Consider the following 23196-nt stretch of genomic DNA (forward strand, 5'->3'; position numbering starts at 1 on the left):
CGGACTCAGCCCATGGATGCGTCCGGCGAGCTGCCTGCCGGTGCGGTGGAGAACCGGGCATGACGGATCGCGGCCGCGACCTCGCGGACGGTGCCGGTGAGCAGCTGCGCGGGCCCCGGCTGGGCACCGAGGGTCTGCAGGCACTCGTCGAACAGGATGAACGCCAGCATGGAGTTGCCCCCGAGCTGGGTGAAGGTGTCCAGAACGCTGACGGAGTCGGTCGCCAGAACCCTGCGATAGATGTCGACAACGGCCGCCTCGAGATCGTCCGCGGGCGGAACGAACCCGTGTTCGCGGTCGGTGCGGTCCTGCCATGCCGCGACCAGCGCCCGGTTGTCGATCTTGCCGTTGACGTCGGTCAGGATTCGTGGCATCGGCACGAGCTGTTCGGGCCGCATGTGGCCGGGCAGGAACCGGGCCGCGAACCGTTCGATCGCACCGAGGTCGAGCTCGTCGACGGCGGTCCCGGCGGCGGGCACCACGAAGGCGAGCAGCCGGACCGGGGTGTCGTGCGCGATGACCGCGCAGTCGGCGACCGCCGGATGGCTGGCCAGCACCGACTCGATCTCCCCTGGCTCGATGCGCAGCCCACGGATCTTGATCTGCCGATCGATCCGTCCGAGGTGTTCCAGGACGCCGTCCATCCGGTACCGGCACAGATCACCGGTGCGGTACATGCGGGACCCGGGCGGACCGTAGGGATCGGGGACGAACCGCTCCGCGGTCCGGGCCGGTGCTCGCCAGTACGCCTGAGCAACACCGATCTCGCCACCGATGTACGCCTCGCCGGGCATGCCGACCGGCACCGGTTCGAGGTCTTCGTCCAAGATCCGGACCCGGAAGTTGGTGGCCGGGCGGCCGAGCGGCACAGGTGTTCCCGGCTCGTCCGGCAGCGGCATGTCGGTGACGCTGTTCGCCTCGGTGGGCCCGTAGCAGTTGAGCAGCGTGGTGCCGGGCAGGGTGGCGTAGAAGGTGTCCCGGATCCGGGGGGTCACCGGCTCACCGCCGCACAGCGTCCAGCGCAGGCGGGTCCGCTCGGCCGAGATCTGCTCCAGGAACGGGCTCATCACGGTCGGCGGCAGGAAGATGATCGACACCGGGTGGCTCTCGACCAGCCGCGCGAGATGACGCGGGTCCCGGTGCTCGCCGTCCCGGCAGATCACCAGGCACGCGCCGTGGTAGAGCGGCCAGAAGATCTCCCAGATGGAGACGTCGAATGCGGCCGAGGTCTTGAACAGCGCACAGTCGTCGGGCTCGAACGGGTATCTGGCTTGCATGTAGGCCAGGTTGGCCAGCGCGCCGGCGGTGGGGTAGGCGACACCTTTCGGACGGCCGGTGGTACCGGAGGTGTACAGAATATGAAGAAGCCCCGCCGATGAGGCGGCGACGATCGGATTGGTGGCGGCGCAATCGTCGTGCTCGCGCTCGGCATCGACGAGGTGCCACGAGCCGTCAGGAATTCGGTGCCGGCCGGCCGCATCGGTCAGAATGTGCGTCGGCGCGGTGTCGTCGAGTATGTACGCGAGGCGGGCGTCAGGCAGTTCGGTATCCAGCGGCACGTAGGTGGCGCCGGTTTTCACCGCCGCGTAGATCGCGACGATCTGATGGATGCCGCGGCGCAGGCAGATGCCGACGCGGGTGCCGGGGCCCACGCCCTGCCGGATCAGGAAGTGCGCCAGCCGGTTCGCACGCGTGTTCAGCTCCCGGTAGCCGACCGCGGTGCCGGACTCGTCCAGCAGCGCGACGGCGTCGGGGGTGCGTTCCGCCTGTTCCTCGAACGGCTCGGCCATCGTGCGGTGCCGGATCTCGGGCCGCCGGTACCGGTTGAGGCCGTGCAGGATCCGCTCGCGCTCGGCCGCGTCGATCAGGGGAAGCGTGGCCATCCGCGCGTCGGGATCACGCGCCAGGCCCGTGAGCAGCTGCACGAACGTTCGCGCCCAGCACAGAGCGGACGGGGCGTCGGCCGAGCTGACCATGCTCTCCGCATACAGGCACGTGCCGTCCTGCGAGACCACGATCGTGACGTCGACGCGCTGGTCGATGGTCTCCGCCGGAGCAGGCGCGTTCCGCAGCTCACCGGCCCGGCACAACGCCGCACGGAAGCTGCCGTCGAGATCGGCGGGCACCGGTGTGGTGGCCTCGCGGTGTCCCTGGACCACCCGGACCCGGCGGGTGGAACCGAGCCGGGACAGCCGCTGCGCCAGCACCGTCGCGCCGATCGACAGCCCGACGAAGTCCTCCGTCCGTGCGGCCACGGCCAGGCGGTGCACCCGGCCGAGCAGGTCCGCCGGGATCGCGACGGGACCGGCGCATTCCGGAGGGGCCGTCACGCCCCCGTCGCCATTCGACTCGAGACGCGGGGCGGCCGGCGCGGCTGGCGGGGCGGATGGCGATGCTGTCGCGGTGGTGGAGTCGGGTGTCATGAACGCTCCAAGGGGCCGGGCTCCTGGTCCTCGAGGGACAAAGCGACGCTTCCAGATTCCTCTTGTCCCTTCGAAATTTCCTGTCCCGCATTCAGTGGACAGCGCGCGGACGACCTGCGCCGCGGCGCCACGTCACCTGATCACGTGACTGCCGTTTCATAATCGCCGGAATTTAACGTCGGCCCCGGCAATTGGCAGCTGCCGCCGCAGTGGGTCCGATCGGGAAGGCGATGCATGGAAACCGTGACGCGATCGGTGGCCGACAGGCCGGAAACTCTGTTCCCCGTCGACCTGATCCGTGCACGGGCCCGAGCCGCCGGGCACCAGGAGGCGCTGGTCGACGAGCGCGAGTCGCTCACCTACGCCGCGCTGATCGACCGGGTCGACGCGTTGGCGGGGCGGCTTCACGCGGCCGGTGCCGAGCCGCAGCACCCCGTGGCGGTGCTTCTCGAGCGCTCGGCCGACACGGTGATCGCCATGCTGGCGGCGCTCACCGCCGGTGTCGCCTACTGCCCGCTGGACGTCACCGCCCCCGACGCGCGCACGGCGGCGATGGTGGCGCGCCTCGGCTGCCGGGTGGCGGTCGCCGACCCGGCCGGCGCGCAGCGGCTGCCGACCGGAGTCACCGTCGTCGATCCCGCCGGTCCCCCGGAAGCTTTCCAGCCGACGCCGGTGGACCCGGACGCGCTGGCGTACGTGATGCACACCTCGGGATCCACCGGCGTCCCCAAGGCCGTCGGGATGCCCCATCGCGGCCTGTCCCGGCTGATCTCCTGGCAGCTCGCCAGCGGTGAGACCGGGCTGCGGACACTGCAGTTCACCGCGACCTCCTTCGACGTGACGTTCCAGGAGGTGCTGTCCACCCTGGCCGGGGGCGGCTGCCTGGTGGTGGCGTCCGAGCACGTACGCCGCGATCCCGCCGCGCTGCTGGATGCGATCGTGCGCCACCGGATCCAGCGGTTGTTCCTGCCGTATGTCGCCCTGCAGCTACTGGCCGTCGAGGCCGGCCGCCGAGGGGTGGCCCCGGACTCGCTGCGGTACGCCGTGACGGCAGGCGAGCGGCTGATCGTCACCCCGGCCATCCGCGACCTGTTCGCCGCCATGCCCCACTGCCGGCTGGACAACCACTACGGCCCTACCGAGGCGCACCTGGTCACCAGCCTGACCCTGCCCTCCGACCCGACCGGGTGGCCGGAGATACCGGGCATCGGCACGCCGGTGGGCGGAGTGGTCTGCCGGGTGCTGGACGGGCAGCTGCACGACCTGTCCGACGGAGGCGTCGGCGAGCTGTACGTGGGCGGTACCGGTCTGGCCCAGGGGTACCTCGGTGACCCCGCCCAGACCTCGGAACGGTTCATCGCCAGCCCGTTCGACGCCGGTGAGCGGCTGTACCGCACCGGAGACCTGGTTCGCGTGGCCGCCGACGGCCAGTACGAGTTCCTCGGCCGCGCCGACGAACAGCTCAAGGTCCGCGGCTTCCGCGTCGAGCCGGGTGAGGTGGAGCAGGCCCTTCTGCACCACCCGCAGATCGACGCGGCCACGGTCGATCTGCGCGAGGTCGCCGACGGCGTGTCGGTCCTGGTCGGCTACGTGCAGAGCCATGGCGCGGTCACGCACCGGGACATCACCGAGCACCTGCGCGGCCTGCTCCCCGCCTACATGGTTCCGGCACGGTACGTGCACGTGGCGGCGCTGCCGCGGACCGCGACGGGCAAGGTCGACCGGCGCGCCCTCGCCGAGCTGGAGCTGCCTGCCGCACCCGAGAACACGCCGGTCGCGGACACGGCCTCGCTCACCGAGACCATCACCGACATCTGGGCCCGGGTCCTCGGCCACGACGAGTTCGCCGGGGACGACGACTTCTTCGATGTCGGCGGCGACTCGCTGCTGGCCACCTGGGTGGTGGCCGAGCTCGGGCAGCTGCTGGGCCGGCCGGTCGACCTGTCGCTGCTGCTGGACTACACCACGGTCGACGAGCTGGCCGACGCGCTGGGCTCGACCTCGGCACCGCGACCCCGGCACCAGTCGTCGCAGGTCATCACGCTCCGGCCCGGCCCGTCCGGCCGTGGCGTCTACTTCGTGCACCCGCTCGGCGGCGAGCTGCTGGGCTACCGGGAGCTGGCCCATGCCTCCACCGCGCCCGCCCGGCTGCTCGGGATCGGGTGGACGGGCGACCCGCCGGAGTTCGGCAGCACGCTGACGGAGATCGCGCGGACCCACGTCGAGCAGCTGCGCACCGTCGAACCGGACGGCCCGTACTGGCTGGCCGGCTGGTCGTTCGGTGGCGTCCTGGCCTACGAGATGGCGCAGCAGCTGCGCGCCACCGGGGCCGGTGTGGAGTTCCTCGGCCTGTTCGACGCCAACCCGGTCATCGACCCGATCACCGGGCTGCCGATGGCCGAGACCCCGTTCCTGCACATGCTCGACACCGTGGCGGCCCGGCTGGACGACCCGGCCACGACCGACGCCGAGCTGGTCGAGCTGACGTCCGGACCGACCTGGCTCCAGCTGATGGGCGCGCCCATCACGGCGAAGGCGTCGAGCGCGTACCTGCGCAAGGTGCTGGACACCGCGCGGGCATGCATGAACGCGGCGATGCGGTACGAGCCCCGACCGTATCCCGGCCCGGTTCATCTGTTCGATGCCGCCGGAGCCGAGCCGGAACTCCGCGCGACGTTGACCGCCGCCATGCGGCACCTGTGCACCGGTCCGCTGACGGTCATTCCGATCACCGGCGAGCACTCGACTTTCATCAGGGGAGAAAACGTCGCCGAGGCGGCGGCGCGGCTCGACGCTGCGCTGGAACGGGTCGGCGCGGAAGGGAGCACGCAGCATGGATCTTGAGGACAACGCAAAGACATTCGCCGAACAGGGGTACATCGGGCCGTTCACCCTGTTCGAGCCCGACGAGATGACCGCCTTCTGGAAGGAACAGCGCAAGGCGCTGCTCAACCCGGAGGCCAGCGCGCGCAAGGTTTTCGACAACCCGGTGAACTACGACCGGCACCTGGACATCCCCGGCCTGAGCAAGCTCATCACCGAACCGGAGATCGTCCGCCGGATGCAGGAGCTCATCGGCCCGGACATCCTCTGCTGGCGCACCGAGTTCTTCCCGAAGAACCCGGGCGACGCGGGCACCGGCTGGCACCAGGTGGAGACGTACGCGATCGGTGAGACCAGCAAGGGCATGCTCGACGCCACCGAGCATTCGCCGGGCATCCCGACGGAGCTGACCTGCTGGGTCGCGTTCACCGAGGCGGCGAAGGAGAACGCCTGCATGAAGGTGATCCCCGGTAGCCACCGCAAGTGGCGCTACGACGAGCACGCACCGATGAAGTGGAACAACGCCGCCAAGAACAACTCGTTCTTCGGCTACAACTACGACGACATCAAGATCGACAAGAACTGGGACCCGGAGCAGGAGGACGTCCGCTACCTGGAGATGCGGCCCGGTCAGTTCTTCATCTTCACCGCGCGCTGCATCCACGGCTCCACCCCCAATGTCAGCCGCCGCCAGCGCATGGGCTTCGCCATCCGCGTGGTGCCCACCCACGTCCGGGTCTACGGCGGCATGACCGAGTTCGACGAGTTCGGCCACCACTTCGAGCTCGACCGGCACGGCTGTGTCCTGGTGGCGGGCGAGGACCGGTACGGGCTGAACCGAATGGCGCACGAGAACGCCTGGGGCGAGCCGTTCACTCCAGTGGGAGAGGGAAGCGTGGTCCGATGAAAACGCAGTACGTGGCAGACATTCCGCTCGACGAGGAGCGGCTGGCGAAGGACCTCGCGCAGGCGGAGTCGTTCCGCTACTCCGAGGCCTACAGCAACTACCTCATCGGCGGCCCGTGGAAGAACGCCATCCTGTGGGCCGCGGGCGGGGACGTCGGTAGCGGGCTGGTCACCGAGTACACCTACGACCAGCGGCCGACCTTCACCGAGTACGGAACTCAGCTCCCCTATCTCCAGGAGCTCATCTCGGATCTCGCCGATCTGGACCGGCTACAGTTCGTCCGGCTGGTCGAGGTCACCGACAGCGTGATCATGCCGCACCGCGACTACCTCGAGTTGACCGACGTGCCCGAGGACGCGAAACCGGCTCACCGGATGCACATCCCGCTCGTCACGCACGACAGCTGTTTCTTCAGCGCGGACAACGTCGTGTACCGGATGCGGACGGGCGAGGTCTGGTTCTTCGACGCGGCGCAGATCCATTCGGTGGTGTCGCTGACCCGCACTCCGCGCATCCATCTGATGCTCGACTTCGCCGATCGGGCGGGCACCGGGCCGCTGGTGAACGTGGCGCAGGCCGAGACCGACGACCGGATCCCGGCCCGGTCCCGGGTGGCGCGGCCACCACTGCCCGACTCGCACCGCGCCCACCTGCTGCAGCTCGCGGACCTGCTGACGATGGACAACTTCGGAGAGATCTTCAGCATCGTCATCAAGACGCATTTCCGCTGGGACGGCGGCGAGGACTTCGCCTGGAACACCATCACCGAGCTCGCCCGCGCCAGTAAGGACCGGGCCGTGTTGCCGCACGCCCAAGAACTGATGAGCTACTTCACCCTCGATCGATCCGACAGCAAGGAGTAGTAAGCAGAATGACCACGATGCTAACGGTCGGCGACCGACTCGACGCCAGCCCGGTGTACCAGCGATTCCGCGAGCACCGGTTCTTCGCGGGCGTCGACAACGCCGAGCTCACCAAGGAACAGGCCACCATTCTCATCGAGCAATGGTGGCACCCTCTCCACTACTTCCCGACGTTCCTCGCCCGCTGCGTATCCGTCCTGCCGGATATCGCCGCCAAGAGCGCGATCACCCGGATCCTGAACCAGGAGGCGGGCGGTGGCAAGGCGACCCGGGCCCACGAGGTGATCTACGTCGACTCGATGCGCAAGTGCGGATTCGACGCCGAGCGGGTCACCGGGACCGCGCCGTACCCGGAGACCGCCGCATTGGTCGAGGGATACCGCCGGACCTCGGAGGCGCCGGAGAGCGCGCTCGGATCCATCTTCGCCACCGAGAACACCGACCTGCTCATGGTGTCCAGCATCGGCAAGGCCGTCGAGCACGCCACCGGCGTCACCGACAACGCGTGGGTCACGATCCACGTGCAACAGGAACCCGACCACGTCGACCAGGCCAACCACGCGCTGCTCACCGGGATGACCGCCGAGCAGGAGGACGTCGTTCTGCGCTCGGCCGATGAGATGTGGGAGCTCTGGACGGCGTTCTTCGACCGGCTCGCCACAGAGACCGGCGTCCGCGTCTGATCGAGGTGGGTGTCATGGACGACGTACGGGCCAGCTACCTCCGTTTCCCCGGCTGGACACAGCACTTCTGGACGTGGCAGACGGGCCGGGCGCTGCCGGGGCAGAAACCCCTCATCCGGCATACCTGGGCCACCTACCTGGCCATGACACTCACCGTCTTCCTGACCGGCCTGACCGTGTCCACGCTCGCCGTGACCTTGATGTTCCCGTGGTGGTACGTCGCGCTGCTGGTGGGCTGGCTGCTCACGGTGCACGGGGAGCGGCTCATGGTCCTGGTCATCGCCCACCAGGCGCTGCACCGGCGGTTCTCGGGCAGCAAGCGATGGGACGCGTTCTGGGGTGAGGTCGTCACGGTGCTGTCGGTGTTCCACACCTTCCGTGACTTCAAGGAGGAGCATTTCGACAACCATCACCGCCGGGAGATCTTCGCCACCGAGGCCGACCCGCCGTTCCAGTCGCTGGAAGCCCTCGGCTTCCGGCCGGGACTGAGCAGGACGACCCTGTGGCGCCGCGCCTGGGTGGTGTTCCTGTCGCCGGCCTTCTACTGGAACGGGTTCGCCGCCCGTCTCGTCAGCAACCTCAAGGGCGGGCCCGTGCGCCTGCTCGCGATCACCGCGTGGATCGGCTGGTGGCTGTCGCTGCCGTTCTGGTTACCGCACGGCTGGCTGGCGCTGCTGCTGGCATTCGTGGTGCCGGTCATTCTGTTCGCCCAGCTCAGTGCACTGCTGGATCGCATGGGCGAGCACGAGTGGCTGGCGCCGCGCGACCCCGACCTGGGTCACCGGTTCTACACCGCGGCCAACACGTCCGCCAGGTTCTGCGGGTCGGCGGTTCCGGCCCGCGGCGACGGCGCGCTGGCGGGGCTGCGGTGGGCGGCGGCCACCCTCTGCTACCACCTGCCCTCGCGGCTGCTGGTCGTGGTCGGTGACCTGCCGAACCACGACTACCACCACCGGTATCCCTCGACACCGGAGTGGACCACGGTCGCCTACGCGCGCCAGCGGGACATCGACACGGGTCCGGAAGGGCCGCCGTACCGGGAGGTCTGGGGCATGGGCGCGGCCATCGATCTGATGTTCCGGAGCTTGTCCACCCGGGAGGAGGACCGCGGGAATGCGCCATCACATCGTTGACACGTTCGCCGACGCGCAGTGCGCGGGCAACCCGGCCGCGGTAGTCCAGGTCCCGGAGTTCCCCGCCGGCACCGAGATGCAGGCGACCGCGCACCGGATCGGGCTGCCGACAACGGCTTTCGTGGTACCGAACCGGGCCGCGGAGTACCGGGTGCGCTGGTTCACCCCGTACAAGGAGATCAACCTGTGCGGGCACGCGACGATCGCCAGCGCGCGGGTGCTGTTGACCGGCAGCGACGTGACCCGGTTGACGTTCGTCTCCGCCAACGGCGTGCTGCACGCGGAGCGGCTCGACGACCTGATCGCCATCGACCTGCCCACCTCGTCGCTGACCGAGTGCGCCCCGCCGCCCGGCTTGCTCGACGCGCTCGGCACGGATGCCGTGACCTGCGCGGTGTCGGGCGACGACGTCCTGATCGAGGTCGAGTCGCCCACGACGGTGGGGTCCCTGCGCCCGGACTTCGCGGCGCTGGCCGCCCAGCCCTTTCGCGGTCACATCGTGACCGCGCGCGGCGGCGACGGGGTGGACTTCGTCTCCCGGACCTTCTTCCCGGCCCTCGGGGTGAACGAGGACCAGGTCTGTGTCACCGCGCACTGCAAGCTCATCCCGTACTGGGGGCGGCGGCTGGGCCGGGACCGGCTCACCGCGGTGCAGCTGTCCGAGCGCGGCGGCCGGCTCGAGCTGCGCGACGCGGGCGACCGGGTCCAGGTGCTCGGCACGGCGGTGCTTCGCGACGGGGTCCACGACGACCGCGCACCACAGCTCGAAGGGCTGACCGGGTGACCGCGCACCCGGCCGCGGTCCTGCTACTGGACCTGGTGGTGATCGCAGGCGCGGCCCGGATACTCGGGCTGCTGGCTCGACGGCTGGGCCAGCCGGCCGTGATCGGCGAGATCCTCGGCGGGATCCTGTTGGGGCCCACCCTGTTCGGGGGTGCGCTGACCCGCACGCTGTTCCCGGCCGAGGTCCAGCCATGGCTGACCATGCTCGCCAACGTCGGCGTCGCCGTCTTCATGTTCCTCGTCGGTGTGGAGCTGGATCGGAACCTGCTGCGCGGCCAGGGCCGCATCGCTTCCGGCGTGGCGCTCTGCGCCATCGTCCTGCCGTTCGCGCTGGGCGGTGTGCTGGCGTTGTACCTGCTCGGCCACCATCCCAGCACCAAGCAGCCGGCATTCGTCCTGTTCCTGGGAACCGCGATGGCGATCACCGCGTTCCCGGTACTGGCCCGGATCCTGACCGACCGGGGGCTGCTCGCGACACCGATCGGCGCGCTGGCGCTGGCCTGCGCGTCCATCGACGACATCCTGGCCTGGTCGCTGCTCGCCGTGGTCACCGCTCTGGCCGGCGCGGCCGCGGGCCTGTGGCAGGTGCTGCTGGTCGTGCCGTACGCCGCGGTTCTCCTGCTCGTGGTTCGGCCGGTGCTGGCCCGGTCGGCCGCGCGGGCGGAGACGGCCGGGTGGACGAGGCGTCCGGTCTCCGGCCGGATCGGCGCAGCCGGGGTACTGGTCATCGTGGCGGGCGGGCTGTGGCTGTCCGCGGAGGCGACCCAGTGGATGGGTCTGCATCTGATCTTCGGCGCCTTCCTGTTCGGCGTGGCCATGCCACGCGATCACGGTGCGCGGCTGCGCGCGTGGACGCAGCGGTGGGTCGGCCGGACCTGCTCGGTGCTCCTGCTCCCGATCTTCTTCATGGTCGCGGGAACCAGCGTCGACCTGTCGAAGGTCGACGGGACGGCGCTCCTCGACCTGGGGCTGATCCTGCTCGTCGCGATCGGCGGCAAGGGGCTCGGCGCGTTCGCCGGCGCGCGGCTCAGTGGAGTGCAGCCACGCCACTCGGCCGTACTCGCGATCCTCCTCAACACCCGGGGACTCACCGAGCTCATCGCGTTGACCGTCGGTCTGCAGCTGCACGTGATCGACACCGGGCTCTACTCGCTGATGGTCGTGATGGCACTGGTGACGACCGCCATGACCGGAGTCCTGCTCCGGTTCGTCTACCCCGAGAAGCGGGCCCGCGCCGACATGGCGCCCCGGACCACCATCGCCGAGTCGGAGGCGCTGTCATGACCGTCATCGGGGCGGGCGCCTGGCTCCCGCGGAAACCGTCTCCCACAGCGGCCGGGCGGGTCTTCTGTCTCCCCCACGCCGGCTACGGCGCCGCGGTGTTCGGCAGCTGGCCCGAGCGGCTGCGTGGCGTCGAGTTCCTGCCGGTCGAGCTGCCGGGACGGCTGACGCGCTTCACCGAACCGATGCCGGGCTCCTTCGGTGAGCTGGCCCACCACATGATCGACGGCCTCGGGCCCTACTTCGACGTCCCGTTCGCCTTCTTCGGTCACTGCTGGTCGGGGCTGATCGCGTACGACGTGACCGTCCAGCTCGAGGCCGCGGGCGGGGCGTCGCCGACTCATCTGTACGTGTCGTCGCAAGTGGCCCCGCAGGACGGTCCGGCCGGGCGGATGCTGGACATGGACGACGCAGACCTGGCCGCGGAGCTGGAGTCCACGATCCGCAGCCAGGGCAAGGAGCCCCACCGCGAGCTGGTGGCCGTCTACCTCGCGATGTTGCGCGCCGACGTCGAGCTGAACCGGCGCTACGTCGTGCCCGAACCCCGGCGCGTGACCTGCCCGGTCACGGCCATCGGCTGGACCGACGACGACGAGGTCCGACCCGACCGGATGACCGGCTGGTCGGCGTGCGGCGACACCACCTTCGAGCTGTTCGAGGGCCGCCACGAGCGGTTCCTCGACGCGCCGCCGGAACTGCTCGAGACGCTGTGCGCGGGTATCCCCACCCGCGTCTGACCCCGGTCCACCCACGGGTCCGTGCCGGCGCGGCGGGGACCACGGTTGCCGCCGCAGCCATCTCGGGGAGCTGAAGCCCCTACCTTCGGAAGGAGACGAGTCGTGACCGGGAAGGTAGCCGTCGTCGATCGCATCCCGACCTTTCGCGCCGGGTTGGCGGCCGTCCTCGAACAGGGCGGTTTCGAGGTCGCCGAGCCGGAACCTCCCGAGTTCCGGACGTCCTACGACCAGTTCGACGCCGCGGTGGTGACCATCCATGCCGCGGACATGCACACCATCCGCGCGCTGCTCGCGGAGTTCCCGGAACTGATCGTGGTGGCGGTCCTGGTCTCGCCGGCGATCGAGGACTTCTGCGGCGCACTGCGCGCCGGTGCCCACGGCGGGGTGCAGTGGGACTCCACGCCCGACGAGATTCTCGCTGTGGTGCGTGCGGCCCTCGCCGGACAGTCCCTGCTCCCGGCTCCGATCGTCCGGGCACTGGCCGAGTCGTCCGTGGAGCGCCCCGAGGGGGGGACCCTGCGCGAGGACGAGATCCGCTGGCTGCGCGCCATCGCCAGGGGAACGTCGGTCGTACGCCTCGCCCGCAACGAGGGGTACTCGCAGCGTGAGATCTTCCGCCGGCTCTCCGACCTCTATGCCCGCATGGGCGTGCGCAACCGGCACGAGGCGATCGCACTGGCCAGTCGGTGGGGGTTGCTGATGCCGGCACCCGAGCCGGCGGTGGAGCACCGCACGACGGTGCTCCAGCTGCGCCAGACCAACTAGTGCGGTGGCCGCCGCACTAGCTGTACAGGTGCGACCCGACCGCCGAACGCACTGCCGCACATACGGTCTCCGCGGCCTCCCGGGCGCCCGGCAGGAAGTCCACCATGGCGAGAAAGGCGTGGAACAGGCCATCGGCCCGGTAGACCTGTACCGGCACGCCGGCTTCGGCCAGCCGTGACCCGTAGGCTTCGCCCTCGTCCCGAAGCGGGTCGTACTCCGCGGTGAGCACCATCGCGGGCGGCAGATCGGCGAGGTTCTCCGCGCGCAGCGGCGACACGTACGGATGCGCCGCCTCGACGGGCTCGTTCAGATACTGCTGTTCGAACCAGCGCAGGTGCGCTGCCGTCAGGTAGTAGCCCTCCGCGTTGTCCCGGCGTGACGGCAGGTCGGCCAGGAAGTCCACCCACGGGTAGAGCAGCAGCTGGAACGCGACCGGCGGTCCGCCGCTGTCGCGGATCCGCAGGCAGGTCACCGTCGCCAGGTTCGCGCCCGCGCTGTCCCCGGCAGCGACGATCCGCCTCGGATCACCGCCCAGCGACTCCGCATGCCTGTGCGCCCAGGACATCGCGCGGTAGGCGTCCGCGACGGCGGCGGGGTACTTGTGTTCGGGCGAGAGCCGGTAGTCGACGGAGATCACGATCGCCGGGACACCGGCGGCGAGGATCCGGCAGAGGCCGTCATGGGTGTCCAGGCCACACAGGACGAAGCCACCGCCGTGGAAATAGACGATCACCGGATGCGGCCCGGTCTGCGCAGCCGGCCAGTAGATCCGCACCGCGATATCGGGGGGCCCGGCTATCACCCGGTCCTCCACCCGGGGCAGTCGCGGCGCCGGTGGCTGCTTGACCTGGTTCAGCATCCGCCGGGCCGCCGCGGCGTCGGTGACCCCGGCGCCGATATCGGGATAGGACGCCGTCATCAGCTGCAGAACCGCATCAGTCTGTGGATGGAGTGCCACGACCATCTCCTCCGGTCACAGGCCGTCGATGATTCCGAACTTCATGGCCGTGACCACGGCCGTGGTCCGGTTCGGCGAGCCGAGCTTCAGCAGCAGGCTGCCCACCAGACGCTTCACGCCGTGCTCGGAGATCCGCAGCCGGCGCGCGATCTGCTTGTTGCTCAACCCCTCGGCGAGCAGCGCGAGGGTCTCGTTCTCGCGGGCGGTCAGGGACACCGGGCGCAGATTCCCCGATTGGGCTCCGACCCGGCCGAGAAGCTGCCGCGTGAGTACCGTCGGCATCGGGATCTCCCCGCTTCTCATGCGCCGCAACGCATCGTGCAGCGACCGCGCCGACAGCTCCTGGCGCAACAGGAACCCGTCCACCGGCAGGTCCGCCAGCGGCCCGGGGTCGGCGGCCTGCGCCTCATCGATGAGCATGAGCACCTTGGGCCGGATCTCGTGGCGCCCCAACGCCCGCAGCCGATGCGCTTCGCCAGAGGTCAGAATCAGGACATCGATCTTGACGGAGCGCAGCAAGCGCTCCACCTCGATCCAGTCCGGGCACTGGTGAATGGCATCCACGGCGGGCAGGCGGCGCAGTACGACCGCCAGTTCCCGGCGCAACACCTCGTTCTCTGCAAGCAGCGCGTACACCAATTGTCCGGACACTCCGGCGCGGGCGTACTCGATAGAAACCTCAGTCATCGCAGTCCCCTGTCAACAATTCTCGGCCCCTGGCAGCGAGCAGCGCTGCGGTCGCTGAAAATTAATTTAACAGGCGATGACGGTGCTTGACCGTGCTTATATCCCGGCTGGTCGAGACCTGCTGACGGCATGATGCTGCCGCATCAGCTGTCACGCCCGTGCCAACAGTTCCGCCTCCACCCGGGGCACATCAACCGTACAGATCGACAGGTACCGTAACACCGGGTCGTAATCGACCAGAACCACCCGCTGGCCCGTCCCGGTCCACTGCTCGAGGCCGCCGGCGAGTTCCGACCACACCCCGGTGCAGGGCAGATCTGCAGGCGCCCACCGGATCGGGAAATCCTCGGCGAGTTCGGGATCGACGCCGATTCCGGCGATCGTCGTCATCGGCGTTCCGGACGCGGCGAGACCCCGCAACTGCTCGGCCGCCAGCCGGCGCACGTCACCGGCCGCCACGTCGGCGACGTTCCGGACCGCCATCGGACCGAGCGCACCGTCGGGTGCCAGCACCACCGCGACCGCCGAATCGCGACCCGGCATCCGCGTGCCCTCCGGCAACCGGTCCTCGGCGCCGTTCCACAGGAAGCTCTGATCCAGAGAGATCACCATCGCCCGGCGGAACGCTGCGTCCCTCGCGTACTCACCGGCGATCCGGATCGCGGTGAACGGCGCGGTGACACCCTGCTCGGACAACGCGAAGGACAAGGGGTTTCCCGCGAGCACGTCCGACAGGTAGCAGGCAGGCCGCGTGGGCCTGGAGTCCGGCGTGGAATGTGCGATGAGCGCGAGGTCGAAGGCTTCGCCCGGCTGCGCCGCCGTGGGCAGGATCGCGGTGACCATATCGGTGAACGAGTTCGGCGCCGCGGCCGTGAAGTACTCTTCGTGAAAGGGCTTCTCGAACTGTCCGGCCAGATCCGCGAAGTAGCTGACGAACTCAGCGCTGTAGGGCTCACCACGGCCGAACAGCCGCCGCTCGATGCGTGCCAGCCGCAAGGTCGGCGTGCCGGCAACCGGGGGCGCGGCGGACGGTGCGGGGTACATGTCGCCTATCCTTTCAGCTGATCGAGGGCATACCCGACGAGTGAACCGACGGTCTCGAAATGCTGCTGCTCGAGGGTGTCGTCGTCGAACTCGATTCCTGTTTCGTCCTCGATCCGCATCAGCAGTTCCAGCGCGCTCGTCGAGTCGAGCCCCAGATCGTCGAACAGTCGCGTGTCCCACTCCAGCCGGTCGGGCGAGACCTCGACCATGGCGGCAATGGTGGCGACGACCTTGTCGCTGATCGCGGCCTGGTTCACGGCCTGGTTCATCGTTTCAGTTCCTTCGGTTGGCGGAATCGGTCGGACGACTCGGCACTGTCGATCGCCGAGAAGTCGTGCAGATGCTGTTGCCGCAGCAGATCCTCGGCGCGGTCCCGGTCCCGGACCAGATGGGGCCGACCACCATGGACCAGGACCTCCGCCGGGGCGCCGTGGCCGAGGAACAGCACGGGTGAGGCGGTCGGGCCGTAGGCGCCGGATCGCAGCACACCCAGCAGGTCACCGGGCCGTACCGGGGGCAGGGCCACGTCCTTGGCCAGGGTGTCGTTGGGAGTGCACAACGGCCCGGTCACGGTCCAGCGCTCGGTCGGTTCCTCCGCCCGGTCGAGCAGCCGCATCGGGAAGTTCCGCTTCACGAACGAACCGATACCGACCGCGGCCATGTGGTGGTGGGTACCGCCGTCCGTGATCGCGAACTGCTGCCCCAGCGAGGTCTTCACATACCGGACCCGCACCACATACGTGCCGGCAAGCGCGGTGAGGTACCGGCCGAGCTCCATCACGAGCCTGGTCAGGGGACTGGCCGCGGCGAACTCCGCGATGACCGGCTCGAGGCCCGCCGCCAGCACCGAGGGATCGATGTCGCGCTCGCCGTCGAAGTACGCCACTCCGAGGCCACCGCCGATGTCGACCAGCTCCAGCTCGAACTCCAGCCGGGCCGACACCCGTCGAGCCAGCTCGAGTATGCGTCGGGTGTTCTCGATGACGACGTCCTCGGCGAGGATGCGCGTGCCCATGTACACGTGCACGCCCATCAACCGGACACCCGGGAAGCGCTGCGCCACGTTCCCGAGCTCGTCGAGCTGCGCCTCGTCGATGCCGAACTGCCGGGGCTTGCCGCCCATGGTCAGGCCGGAGCCCTTGACGGCGAACGCAGGGTTGATCCGCAGCGCCACGCGCGCGACCGTGCCGCGCAGGCGCGCGAGCTGGTCGATCAGCTCCAGTTCGCCCGGCGACTCGCAGACGATGGCGAAGATGTCCTCGTCCAGGCAGGCGGCCAGCTCGTCGGCGCTCTTGCCCGGGCCGACGAAGACGATGTCCCGCGGCAGAACTCCGGCGCGGATCGCGGTGACGAGCTCCGCCGCGGACGACACCTCCGCCCGCGCGCCCCTGGACCGCAGCAGCGCACACACGGAGACGTTCGGGTTGGCCTTGAGCGAGAAGAAGATCTCCAGCTTCGGATGCAGGAGCCGGCGCAGCCCGTCGTACTGGCCGGCGAGAACATCGCCGTCGTAGACGAACAGGGGTGTGCCGTAGTCCCGCGCCAGCTCCGAGACGGGTATGCCCTGTATCTCGAGCTCGGTCATCCGCCACCGCCTCCCTGCACGGCCGCGAGGCGGGCCGTGATCTCGTCGTCCAGGGCCGTCAGCTCGGCGGCCGACCGGGCCACGACCATTCCGTACAGCCGCCCGTCGAACGACCGCTCGGTCGCGGCGCCCCGCACCGCACCGGCCGCGTTGACCGTGGCGAAGTTGTTGACCAGCAGGCCGTGTCCGGTGTCGCGGTCGAGCAGCACGCCGTCCAGCAGCCTGCGCAGCTCGTCGAAGGCCAGTTCGGTCCGCAGCCGGAGCACGTAGTGCCTGGCGAGCGCGACCTTTCCGGCGCCGGCGAAGGTCGCCTGGACCAGTGCCTGGTAGGTGGACATGTTGTTGCGCGCGTTGATCTCGACCAGCGGGAACAGGCCGCCGTCCGGATCGACCATCGCGTCCACCCCGACCACGCCGAAGTAGCCGTCGTCCGCGAGCCGCTTCCCGATCCGCTCCGCGGCCTCGTGCAGTTCGTCCAGCTGTGCCGGGGTGAGCGAGACCGGAAACCGGTGCCCCTTGTGCACTCCGCCGTCGGTCAACGCCTGCTTGACGAAGTCGAGGTGGACCGCGCCGTCGCGGCCCACCGTGAACTGGTAGTTGAGGTCGGCGTCCTTGGCGACCCACTCCTCCACCACCAGGCCGACCCGCTGCTGTTCGGCGCCGCCCGCCCTGCGGGCGACCATCCGGTGCAGCCGAGCGAGGCGGTCCTCGGTCTCGATCACGGCGATGCCCTTGCCCGAGACCCCGAACGCGTCCTTGACCACGACCTTCCGCTCCCCGGCGAGCAGGGCGCGGGCACCCGTGACGGCCTCGTCCAGCTCTGCCAGGGTGTCGCAGGCCCATCCCGGTGCCTGGCGCAGACCGAGCTCATCGGCCAGGTGCCTGCTGTAGACCTTGCTGTTGACCGCCTTGCAGATCGCCGCGCCGGGTGCGGCCAGCCGCAGGCCGGATCGCTGCGCGAGCTCCTCCTCCAAGGTCGACACCCCGTGCGGGGACAACCAGCAGCCCTCGTCCGCCAGCTGGGCCAGGCGGGCGACCGTCGCGGGATCGGCCAGGGCGTCCTCGGTGACCACGCGGTGCGGGTCCTGGCCGCCGGGGGTGATGATCCGCGGCAGTTCCAGCCCGAGGTCGGCCAGGTAGGCCAGGTAGCCGGCGTCGGGTTCCTGCTTGAGGACCACGTGGTCGGCCTCGGTGGCGAGCAGCAGGGCGAACTCGTCCATCCGGTTGACCACGGCCCGGCCGGACTCGAAGGCGACGCCGCGCAGCCCGAGCTCGCCGATCGCCCACCGGCCCTCGACCTCGAAGTTCCCCAGAAACACCAGGCTCGCGTCCACCGTACCCACCACGGCCGACTTCAGTCTGGCGTTGAAGTTGTCAGGCAGTACCCGCATGGCCCTCCCTCCCAGAATTCTCGTCAGTGCCGGAAGACCATCGCGGAGAATGTCGCACCGAGGCCGACCGACACCATCATGTAGTAGTCACCGCGGCGCAGGCGGCCGGTTCCGGACACGGTGCGGTAGTTGATGAAAGGATCTGCACAGAAGCAGTGCCCGACTTCCGGGAGGTTTTCGAGGAAGATCCGGCTCATCGGAAATCCGATACGCTTCGACAGCCGCTTCCACGAATTGTGGTTGACGTGATGCGGAAGTACGAACGTGATGTCGTCCAAGGTGAGGTCCGCTTGCTCCACCGCGGCCAGCATCACCTCGGCGAGGGCTTCGGGATACAGCTGGTCGAACTCCCTGGCCTGTTCGTGGGTCAGCCACGGTGCCTGGTTGAACTGCCCGTGCGTGCGGGTCACGTAGGAGATCACCTCGTCGCGGTCACCGCCCTGGCGAACCAGGATCGCGGCCATCCCCTCGCCCATCACGGCGGTGTCGATGATGAACTGCTGCGAGTAGGCGGTGTAGGCCTTCTCCCCGGTGAAGATCAGCGCCAGGGCGTTCGGGTCGCCGTCGGCGGCGAGGAGCTTGCCGCACACGTCGACGGCGAGCAGGCCGGTCGCACAGGCATGCTGGGTCAGGCAGAACGTGACGGCGTGGTCGAGCCCGAGCGCCCTGCGCACGTCGTGCACCGGATTGCTCGGATAGGGCGCGGAGACGGGCAGGGTGAGTGCCTGCACGACATAGCGCACATCCTTTTCCCGCCCACGCAGCGCCGTGAGTCCCGCGGCGGTCGACAGCATCTGGTCGGCCAGCCGGGCGGTCGGCTCCCGCCGGATGCGGGAGAACCCGTAGAAGCGCTGGAAGAGCCGGATCTGCGATTCGCTGATGTCCAGGCCCGCAAGGGCCTTGTCGATGGGCACGCTCTCCGGCGGCAGATACGTTGCCACGGCCTCCAGGTACGTCATCGCGCGCGCCACCTCTCCATTGTTTCCGCTGACTGGAATATCGCCGAACCCGACGCATTCGGTAAGGATCTAACGATCGCGCTATCGGCCCGATCGAACGGCCATACCTGGACGATCCGCGGCACCGTCGGCCGTCAGGACGACCTTGAACGCCTCCCGGCGGTCGAACAGCTCGTAACCTCGCCGCGCGTCGGAGAGCGGCAACCGGTGCGAGATGAGCCGGGCGGGGTCGACGAGGCCGGACCGGACCAACCGCAGGGCCTCGGCGCGATGCCGGATCGGGTCGCCGACGATGAACCGGACGGTGAGCTCGCGGGTGAAGGCGAGGCCGCTCGGAAAGGGCATGGCCTCCGCGCTGTGCGCACCCACCGCGACAACCGTGGCCCGCGGCCCGGCGCTGCGCAGAGCGGACGCCAGCGCGGCGTCGGTGCCGACGGCCTCGAGCACCACGCCGGCGCCCCACCCGTCGGACGCCTTGTCCAAGCTGTCGCGCAGCTCGCCGGGGGGCACCGCATGCATCCCCAGCGACGCTGCCTGGGCCCGTCTGACCGGATCCGGGTCGGACACGATCACCTCGGCAGCCCCGAGCGCCGATGCGCACATGGCTCCGAGCAACCCGACCGGCCCGGCACCGACCACCCCGACCACATCGCCGGAGCCGATGTCCGCGTCGACCACCGCGGCGTACGCGGTGGTGAGAACATCGCCGGCGAACAGCACCTGCTCGTCGGTCAGGTCGTCCGGCGAACGCGCCAGAACGACATCGGCGAACGGGACGCGGACGTACTCCGCCTGGCCACCGGCGACCGGCGGCCCGACCACGGTGGAGTAGCCGAAGATGCTGGCGTACTCACAGTGGTAGTGCCAGCCGCGCGCGCACCTCGCGCACCGCCCGCACGCCACCAGGTACGAGGCGAACACCCGGTCCTCCACGGCGAACGGGACATCCGCGCCGGACTCCACGACGACGCCCGCGAACTCGTGCCCGAGCACGGTCCCCGGCGCGAAGCCGGGCATCTCCCCCCGGTAGGGGTGGAGGTCCGATCCGCAGATCGCCGTCCGGGTGACCCGGACCACGGCGTCGCGGGGATGCAGTACCCGCGGCACCGGGAGCTCCGCCTCGACCGTCACCCGGCGCGGGCCCTGGAAGACGACGCCCTTCATCGGTCCTCCCGATCCGGAGGCACGTGCACGATCGTCCAGTCCTTGGCCGCCAGTTCGACCCGGACGGTCCCGCCGGACCAGCTGATCTCCGTATCGCTCGGCGTCGCGGCGTGGTTGACGACCACGAAGCGCCGGTCGTCGGCACCGTCGGCTGGCAGGATCTCCACGTCCGGATCAGGACAGTCCGCGACCTGCCCGATCCCCGCGACACCGGCGATGCGCCGGTAGAAGCGCTCCCAGGGCGCGGCGGTCAGCCGTTCCGGCCGATCGAGCTGTGCCTCGAACGGCACATTGGTGAACAGGAACCGGCCGTCGCCCACCCGGTTCTGCAGCAGGCACGGCGAACCGTCCGGGTAGCGGCCGATCACCTCCGCGGTGGTGGGTCGCAGCGTGGTGGTCCGCGTCCGCGTCGCCGCCCAGTCGACCGCCCACTCGTCGGAGTCCCAGCGGAATGCCGACTTACCGTCGCTCGGGGGCGAGTGGTCCACGATCTCCGCGCCCACCAGCGGCTCGCCGGGGAACCCGTGGAGATGGTCGCCCAGCGAGAAGTAGACGGTGGCCCCCCGATCGCACACGGCACGCAGCTTCCGCAGATCGGGGAGCGTGACGTGGGCGACCGACGGACAGACCACGAGGTCGTAGCCGGCCAGGTCGTCGGCGACGATGTCGAAGTCGAGGTGCGCGCGCTTGAGAAGCAGGTAGGAGAAGAACGTCGCCACCGTCGCGACGCCGTTGTCCAGGTAGGACCGGCCCGCGGCGCGAACCCGCTGCGGCAGGTACACCGCAACGGACGGCCGCGGCCGCCGCACCGCGAGCTCGGGTGCGGCACCGACGACTCTGCGGTAGTCCCGCATCGCCGGCTTGGCCGAACCGTCGAGCCGATGCAGCCCCGCGAACCGTTCCATCGGGCGATCCGTATAGGGCTCGGCCTCCGAGGCGATGTCCTGCCAGCACCAGACGAGGATCCCGGACGCGCCGTTGCCGATGGCCGAGGCGGCGGACGCCCGCAGGTACGCGGCCGCGGTCGCGTCGTCGACCCCGTAGCTGCCGAGCTCGTCCACGAAGGGGACGCCGTATGCGCAGGCGTACCGCACCAGGAACGCTGTCAGGTTGGTCGCCTTGAACGAGAGCGTCGACTCGATCGACCCCGGCGCCCACACCGGGAACCCGTGGACGCCGATCAGGTCGAGTGCCGCACTGTTGTCGGCGCCGAAGGGGGACGGCCCGAGCACACCCGAGGCGTCGTTCGCCTGCATCACGAGAACATCCGGCGCCTCGAGCCGCAGTACGGCGGCCAGCCGGGTCTGCCAGCCGGCGACCTCCGCCAGGGTCGACGCCGCCGCCTCGCCCGGGTCCACGCAGCCGATCTCGTCGCCCAGATCGAAGGCCAGCAGGTTGTCGCACCCGCCCACCTCGCGGGCCACCGCCGTGGCGAACTCCTCCTCCAGGTCCAGCATGTCGCCGTCGCGCCACAGGCTTCTGCCCTGCCGCCAGGCAGGATCGATCAGCTGCCCGTTCATCCAGATGGTGAACACCGAGACGACGCAGGCGAGATCCGCTGCGGCGGCGGTGTCGACGACGTGGCGCAGGCGCCCGAGCATCTCCTTGTCGATACGTCCGGGCTCGGGCTCGAAGTCGCGCCAGAACACGAAGAACCGCACCGTGTTCAGGCCCGCTCCGGCCATCCCGGCGAAGTCCCGAGCGATCGCTTCGGGGTCCCACTCGGTCCAGATCCGGCAGCCCGCTCCGGACGGGTGGTAGTCGACCCCCTGTGCGAGAAAGGGCTGACCGTCCCGGAACAGCCGGCCGCCACGGACGGTGAAGCTCACGACGGCGACCTCTCCGAGGACCGGCTGATGCTCTCGGAGAGGCCGTCCACGACCAGTGCCACGTCGTCGTCGGTCATCAGGGCGTGCAGGGGAAGCGACAACAGCCGGGGCGCGACCGCTTCGGTGACCGGCAACAGGTGTCGCCCCGGGCCGAACCTCTCGCGGTAGAACGTGAAGTGATGGGTGGGCCGGTAGTGCACCGACGTCTGGATGCCTCGTTCCCGCAGCTCCGACCGCACGTCGGTGCGATCGACCCCGTCCGGGACCAGCACCGCCATGAGATGCCGTGCGGAGTCACCCTCGTAGTGCGCGAAGGGGGCGACGACGCCGGGGACGGCGGCGAGGCGCTCCCGATAAGCGGCAGTGAGCGCCCCGCGACGCTCGCGATCGCGAGCGAGCTTCCCGAGCTGGACCCGGCCGATGGCCGACGCGATCTCGGTGGGCCGGTAGTTGAGACCGATGTCCGAGACGTCGTAGTCGGCGTCGCCGCTGCGCAGCCGGTCCCACGTGGAGGAGGAGAGGCAGTGCGACCGGGCGGAGCGGATCCGGTCCAGCAGCGCCGGGTCGCGCGCCACCACCATGCCGCCCTCCCCGGTGGTGAGGTTCTTGGTGGCGAAGAAGCTGAAGCAGCCGAGGTCCCCGACCGTGCCGAGCACGGCGCCGGCGGCCCGCACGACCGGTGCGTGGGCGGCGTCTTCGATCAACGCGATGCCGTACTCGTCGGCGAGAGCGGCGAGCGCCGCCAGATCGGCCGGATACCCGCCGTAGTGCATGGCGACGATGGCCTTCGTCCGCTCGGTGATCAGGCTGCGCACATCGGCGGGATCGATCGTCGGATCGGTTTCCGACCGGATGTCGGCGAACACCGGCGTACCGCCCTGCAGAGCCACCATCGCGGCCGAGGCCACGAAACTGAGCGACGGCACGATCACCTCGTCGCCGGGCCCGATGCCGAGGGCGAGGACCGCCAGATGCAGGGCTGCGGTCCCGCTGCTCACGGCCACCGCGGCCGGACATCCGAGCGCGTCGGCGAACTCGCTCTCGAACGCGCGGGTCTGCGGTCCCGGCGACAACCACCCCGAGCGCAGAACGTCCGACACCGCCTGGATCTCGTCGTCGTCGATGGTGTTGTCCGCGAGGTTGACCCGCCACTCGGGAACCGTCGTCGTCTGTGACATCGA

20 protein-coding genes are annotated in these 23196 nt (G+C 69.8%); 9 read left to right on the forward strand and 11 right to left on the reverse strand.

Annotated elements, in window-relative coordinates; translation table 11 throughout:
- Positions 1–5 precede the first annotated feature (5 nt).
- Complete coding sequence (locus ACQPZA_RS32905) at positions 6–2330, reverse strand: non-ribosomal peptide synthetase (RefSeq protein ID WP_433275968.1); 2325 nt, start codon at positions 2328–2330, stop codon at positions 6–8.
- A gap of 327 nt (positions 2331–2657) precedes the next feature.
- On the opposite strand from ACQPZA_RS32905, the gene ACQPZA_RS32910 reads away from it, so the two are divergent.
- From ACQPZA_RS32910 to ACQPZA_RS32950, 9 genes are all read left to right on the forward strand, one after another.
- Complete coding sequence (locus ACQPZA_RS32910) at positions 2658–5267, forward strand: amino acid adenylation domain-containing protein (protein ID WP_433275970.1); 2610 nt, start codon at positions 2658–2660, stop codon at positions 5265–5267.
- Positions 5257–6153, forward strand: coding sequence for a chlorinating enzyme (locus ACQPZA_RS32915; RefSeq protein WP_433275972.1), 897 nt, complete (start codon positions 5257–5259; stop codon positions 6151–6153). The genes ACQPZA_RS32910 and ACQPZA_RS32915 overlap by 11 nt, the downstream gene beginning before the upstream one ends.
- An 11-nt stretch (positions 6154–6164) precedes the next feature.
- Entirely contained in the window at positions 6165–7016 is an 852-nt protein-coding gene (locus tag ACQPZA_RS32920) for an aspartyl/asparaginyl beta-hydroxylase domain-containing protein (protein ID WP_433275974.1), read from the forward strand.
- A gap of 8 nt (positions 7017–7024) precedes the next feature.
- Positions 7025–7699: a TenA family transcriptional regulator gene (locus tag ACQPZA_RS32925; RefSeq protein ID WP_433275976.1), complete on the forward strand. Its 675-nt coding sequence runs from the start codon at positions 7025–7027 to the stop codon at positions 7697–7699.
- A 14-nt stretch (positions 7700–7713) separates the two neighbouring features.
- On the forward strand, positions 7714–8832 hold the full coding sequence (locus ACQPZA_RS32930; protein WP_433275978.1) for a fatty acid desaturase: 1119 nt from the start codon (positions 7714–7716) through the stop codon (positions 8830–8832).
- Positions 8813–9616 carry a PhzF family phenazine biosynthesis protein gene (locus tag ACQPZA_RS32935; RefSeq protein WP_433275980.1) on the forward strand — a complete coding sequence of 268 codons (804 nt, stop codon included), beginning with the start codon at positions 8813–8815 and terminating at the stop codon, positions 9614–9616. Before ACQPZA_RS32930 ends, ACQPZA_RS32935 begins: the two co-directional genes overlap by 20 nt.
- Positions 9613–10899 (forward strand): cation:proton antiporter, encoded by a 1287-nt coding sequence (locus tag ACQPZA_RS32940; RefSeq protein ID WP_433275982.1) that lies wholly within the window; start codon positions 9613–9615, stop codon positions 10897–10899. The genes ACQPZA_RS32935 and ACQPZA_RS32940 overlap by 4 nt, the downstream gene beginning before the upstream one ends.
- Positions 10896–11633, forward strand: coding sequence for a thioesterase II family protein (locus ACQPZA_RS32945; protein WP_433275984.1), 738 nt, complete (start codon positions 10896–10898; stop codon positions 11631–11633). Before ACQPZA_RS32940 ends, ACQPZA_RS32945 begins: the two co-directional genes overlap by 4 nt.
- A 102-nt stretch (positions 11634–11735) precedes the next feature.
- Positions 11736–12398, forward strand: coding sequence for a hypothetical protein (locus ACQPZA_RS32950; protein WP_433275986.1), 663 nt, complete (start codon positions 11736–11738; stop codon positions 12396–12398).
- A gap of 16 nt (positions 12399–12414) precedes the next feature.
- On the opposite strand, the gene ACQPZA_RS32955 is transcribed toward ACQPZA_RS32950, so the two are convergent.
- The 10 genes from ACQPZA_RS32955 to ACQPZA_RS33000 form a co-directional block, all read right to left on the reverse strand.
- Positions 12415–13356: an alpha/beta hydrolase gene (locus ACQPZA_RS32955; RefSeq protein ID WP_433275988.1), complete on the reverse strand. Its 942-nt coding sequence runs from the start codon at positions 13354–13356 to the stop codon at positions 12415–12417.
- Positions 13357–13371: 15 nt separating this feature from the next.
- Positions 13372–14043: a response regulator transcription factor gene (locus ACQPZA_RS32960; protein ID WP_169394241.1), complete on the reverse strand. Its 672-nt coding sequence runs from the start codon at positions 14041–14043 to the stop codon at positions 13372–13374.
- A gap of 150 nt (positions 14044–14193) precedes the next feature.
- A complete protein-coding gene (locus tag ACQPZA_RS32965; RefSeq protein ID WP_433275990.1) occupies positions 14194–15087 on the reverse strand; it encodes a hypothetical protein in 894 nt (297 codons plus the stop codon).
- Between the two features lie 5 nt (positions 15088–15092).
- Positions 15093–15356 carry an acyl carrier protein gene (locus ACQPZA_RS32970; protein WP_169394243.1) on the reverse strand — a complete coding sequence of 88 codons (264 nt, stop codon included), beginning with the start codon at positions 15354–15356 and terminating at the stop codon, positions 15093–15095.
- Positions 15353–16672, reverse strand: a complete 1320-nt coding sequence (locus tag ACQPZA_RS32975) for a type III PLP-dependent enzyme (RefSeq protein WP_433275992.1) — start codon at positions 16670–16672, stop codon at positions 15353–15355. The genes ACQPZA_RS32970 and ACQPZA_RS32975 overlap by 4 nt, the downstream gene beginning before the upstream one ends.
- On the reverse strand, positions 16669–18063 hold the full coding sequence (locus tag ACQPZA_RS32980; RefSeq protein ID WP_433275994.1) for an ATP-grasp domain-containing protein: 1395 nt from the start codon (positions 18061–18063) through the stop codon (positions 16669–16671). Before ACQPZA_RS32980 ends, ACQPZA_RS32975 begins: the two co-directional genes overlap by 4 nt.
- A gap of 23 nt (positions 18064–18086) precedes the next feature.
- Entirely contained in the window at positions 18087–19022 is a 936-nt protein-coding gene (locus ACQPZA_RS32985; RefSeq protein ID WP_433275996.1) for a 3-oxoacyl-[acyl-carrier-protein] synthase III C-terminal domain-containing protein, read from the reverse strand.
- Between the two features lie 81 nt (positions 19023–19103).
- Positions 19104–20186 (reverse strand): alcohol dehydrogenase catalytic domain-containing protein, encoded by a 1083-nt coding sequence (locus tag ACQPZA_RS32990; protein WP_433275998.1) that lies wholly within the window; start codon positions 20184–20186, stop codon positions 19104–19106.
- Positions 20183–22015 carry a beta-galactosidase trimerization domain-containing protein gene (locus ACQPZA_RS32995; protein ID WP_433275999.1) on the reverse strand — a complete coding sequence of 611 codons (1833 nt, stop codon included), beginning with the start codon at positions 22013–22015 and terminating at the stop codon, positions 20183–20185. Before ACQPZA_RS32995 ends, ACQPZA_RS32990 begins: the two co-directional genes overlap by 4 nt.
- The gene (locus ACQPZA_RS33000; RefSeq protein WP_433276001.1) at positions 22012–23193 is read right to left on the reverse strand and encodes a DegT/DnrJ/EryC1/StrS family aminotransferase; all 1182 of its coding nucleotides are present in this window, start codon (positions 23191–23193) and stop codon (positions 22012–22014) included. Before ACQPZA_RS33000 ends, ACQPZA_RS32995 begins: the two co-directional genes overlap by 4 nt.
- Positions 23194–23196: the final 3 nt, after the last annotated feature.

Source organism: Pseudonocardia xinjiangensis (genome assembly GCF_050948425.1).
GTDB classification, from domain to species: Bacteria; Actinomycetota; Actinomycetes; order Mycobacteriales; family Pseudonocardiaceae; genus Pseudonocardia; species Pseudonocardia xinjiangensis.

What these genes read in the sequence shown, in the direction of transcription:
- ACQPZA_RS32925 (WP_433275976.1), top strand. Translation starts at nt 7,025, where the DNA reads ATGACCACGATGCTAACGGTCGGCGACCGACTCGACGCCAGCCCGGTG.
- ACQPZA_RS32945 (WP_433275984.1), top strand. Translation starts at nt 10,896, where the DNA reads ATGACCGTCATCGGGGCGGGCGCCTGGCTCCCGCGGAAACCGTCTCCC.
- ACQPZA_RS32975 (WP_433275992.1), bottom strand. Translation starts at nt 16,672, where the DNA reads ATGACCGAGCTCGAGATACAGGGCATACCCGTCTCGGAGCTGGCGCGG.
- ACQPZA_RS32930 (WP_433275978.1), top strand. Translation starts at nt 7,714, where the DNA reads ATGGACGACGTACGGGCCAGCTACCTCCGTTTCCCCGGCTGGACACAG.
- ACQPZA_RS32980 (WP_433275994.1), bottom strand. Translation starts at nt 18,063, where the DNA reads ATGCGGGTACTGCCTGACAACTTCAACGCCAGACTGAAGTCGGCCGTG.
- ACQPZA_RS32915 (WP_433275972.1), top strand. Translation starts at nt 5,257, where the DNA reads ATGGATCTTGAGGACAACGCAAAGACATTCGCCGAACAGGGGTACATC.
- ACQPZA_RS33000 (WP_433276001.1), bottom strand. Translation starts at nt 23,193, where the DNA reads ATGTCACAGACGACGACGGTTCCCGAGTGGCGGGTCAACCTCGCGGAC.
- ACQPZA_RS32970 (WP_169394243.1), bottom strand. Translation starts at nt 15,356, where the DNA reads ATGAACCAGGCCGTGAACCAGGCCGCGATCAGCGACAAGGTCGTCGCC.
- ACQPZA_RS32960 (WP_169394241.1), bottom strand. Translation starts at nt 14,043, where the DNA reads ATGACTGAGGTTTCTATCGAGTACGCCCGCGCCGGAGTGTCCGGACAA.
- ACQPZA_RS32965 (WP_433275990.1), bottom strand. Translation starts at nt 15,087, where the DNA reads ATGTACCCCGCACCGTCCGCCGCGCCCCCGGTTGCCGGCACGCCGACC.
- ACQPZA_RS32935 (WP_433275980.1), top strand. Translation starts at nt 8,813, where the DNA reads ATGCGCCATCACATCGTTGACACGTTCGCCGACGCGCAGTGCGCGGGC.
- ACQPZA_RS32985 (WP_433275996.1), bottom strand. Translation starts at nt 19,022, where the DNA reads ATGACGTACCTGGAGGCCGTGGCAACGTATCTGCCGCCGGAGAGCGTG.
- ACQPZA_RS32990 (WP_433275998.1), bottom strand. Translation starts at nt 20,186, where the DNA reads ATGAAGGGCGTCGTCTTCCAGGGCCCGCGCCGGGTGACGGTCGAGGCG.
- ACQPZA_RS32910 (WP_433275970.1), top strand. Translation starts at nt 2,658, where the DNA reads ATGGAAACCGTGACGCGATCGGTGGCCGACAGGCCGGAAACTCTGTTC.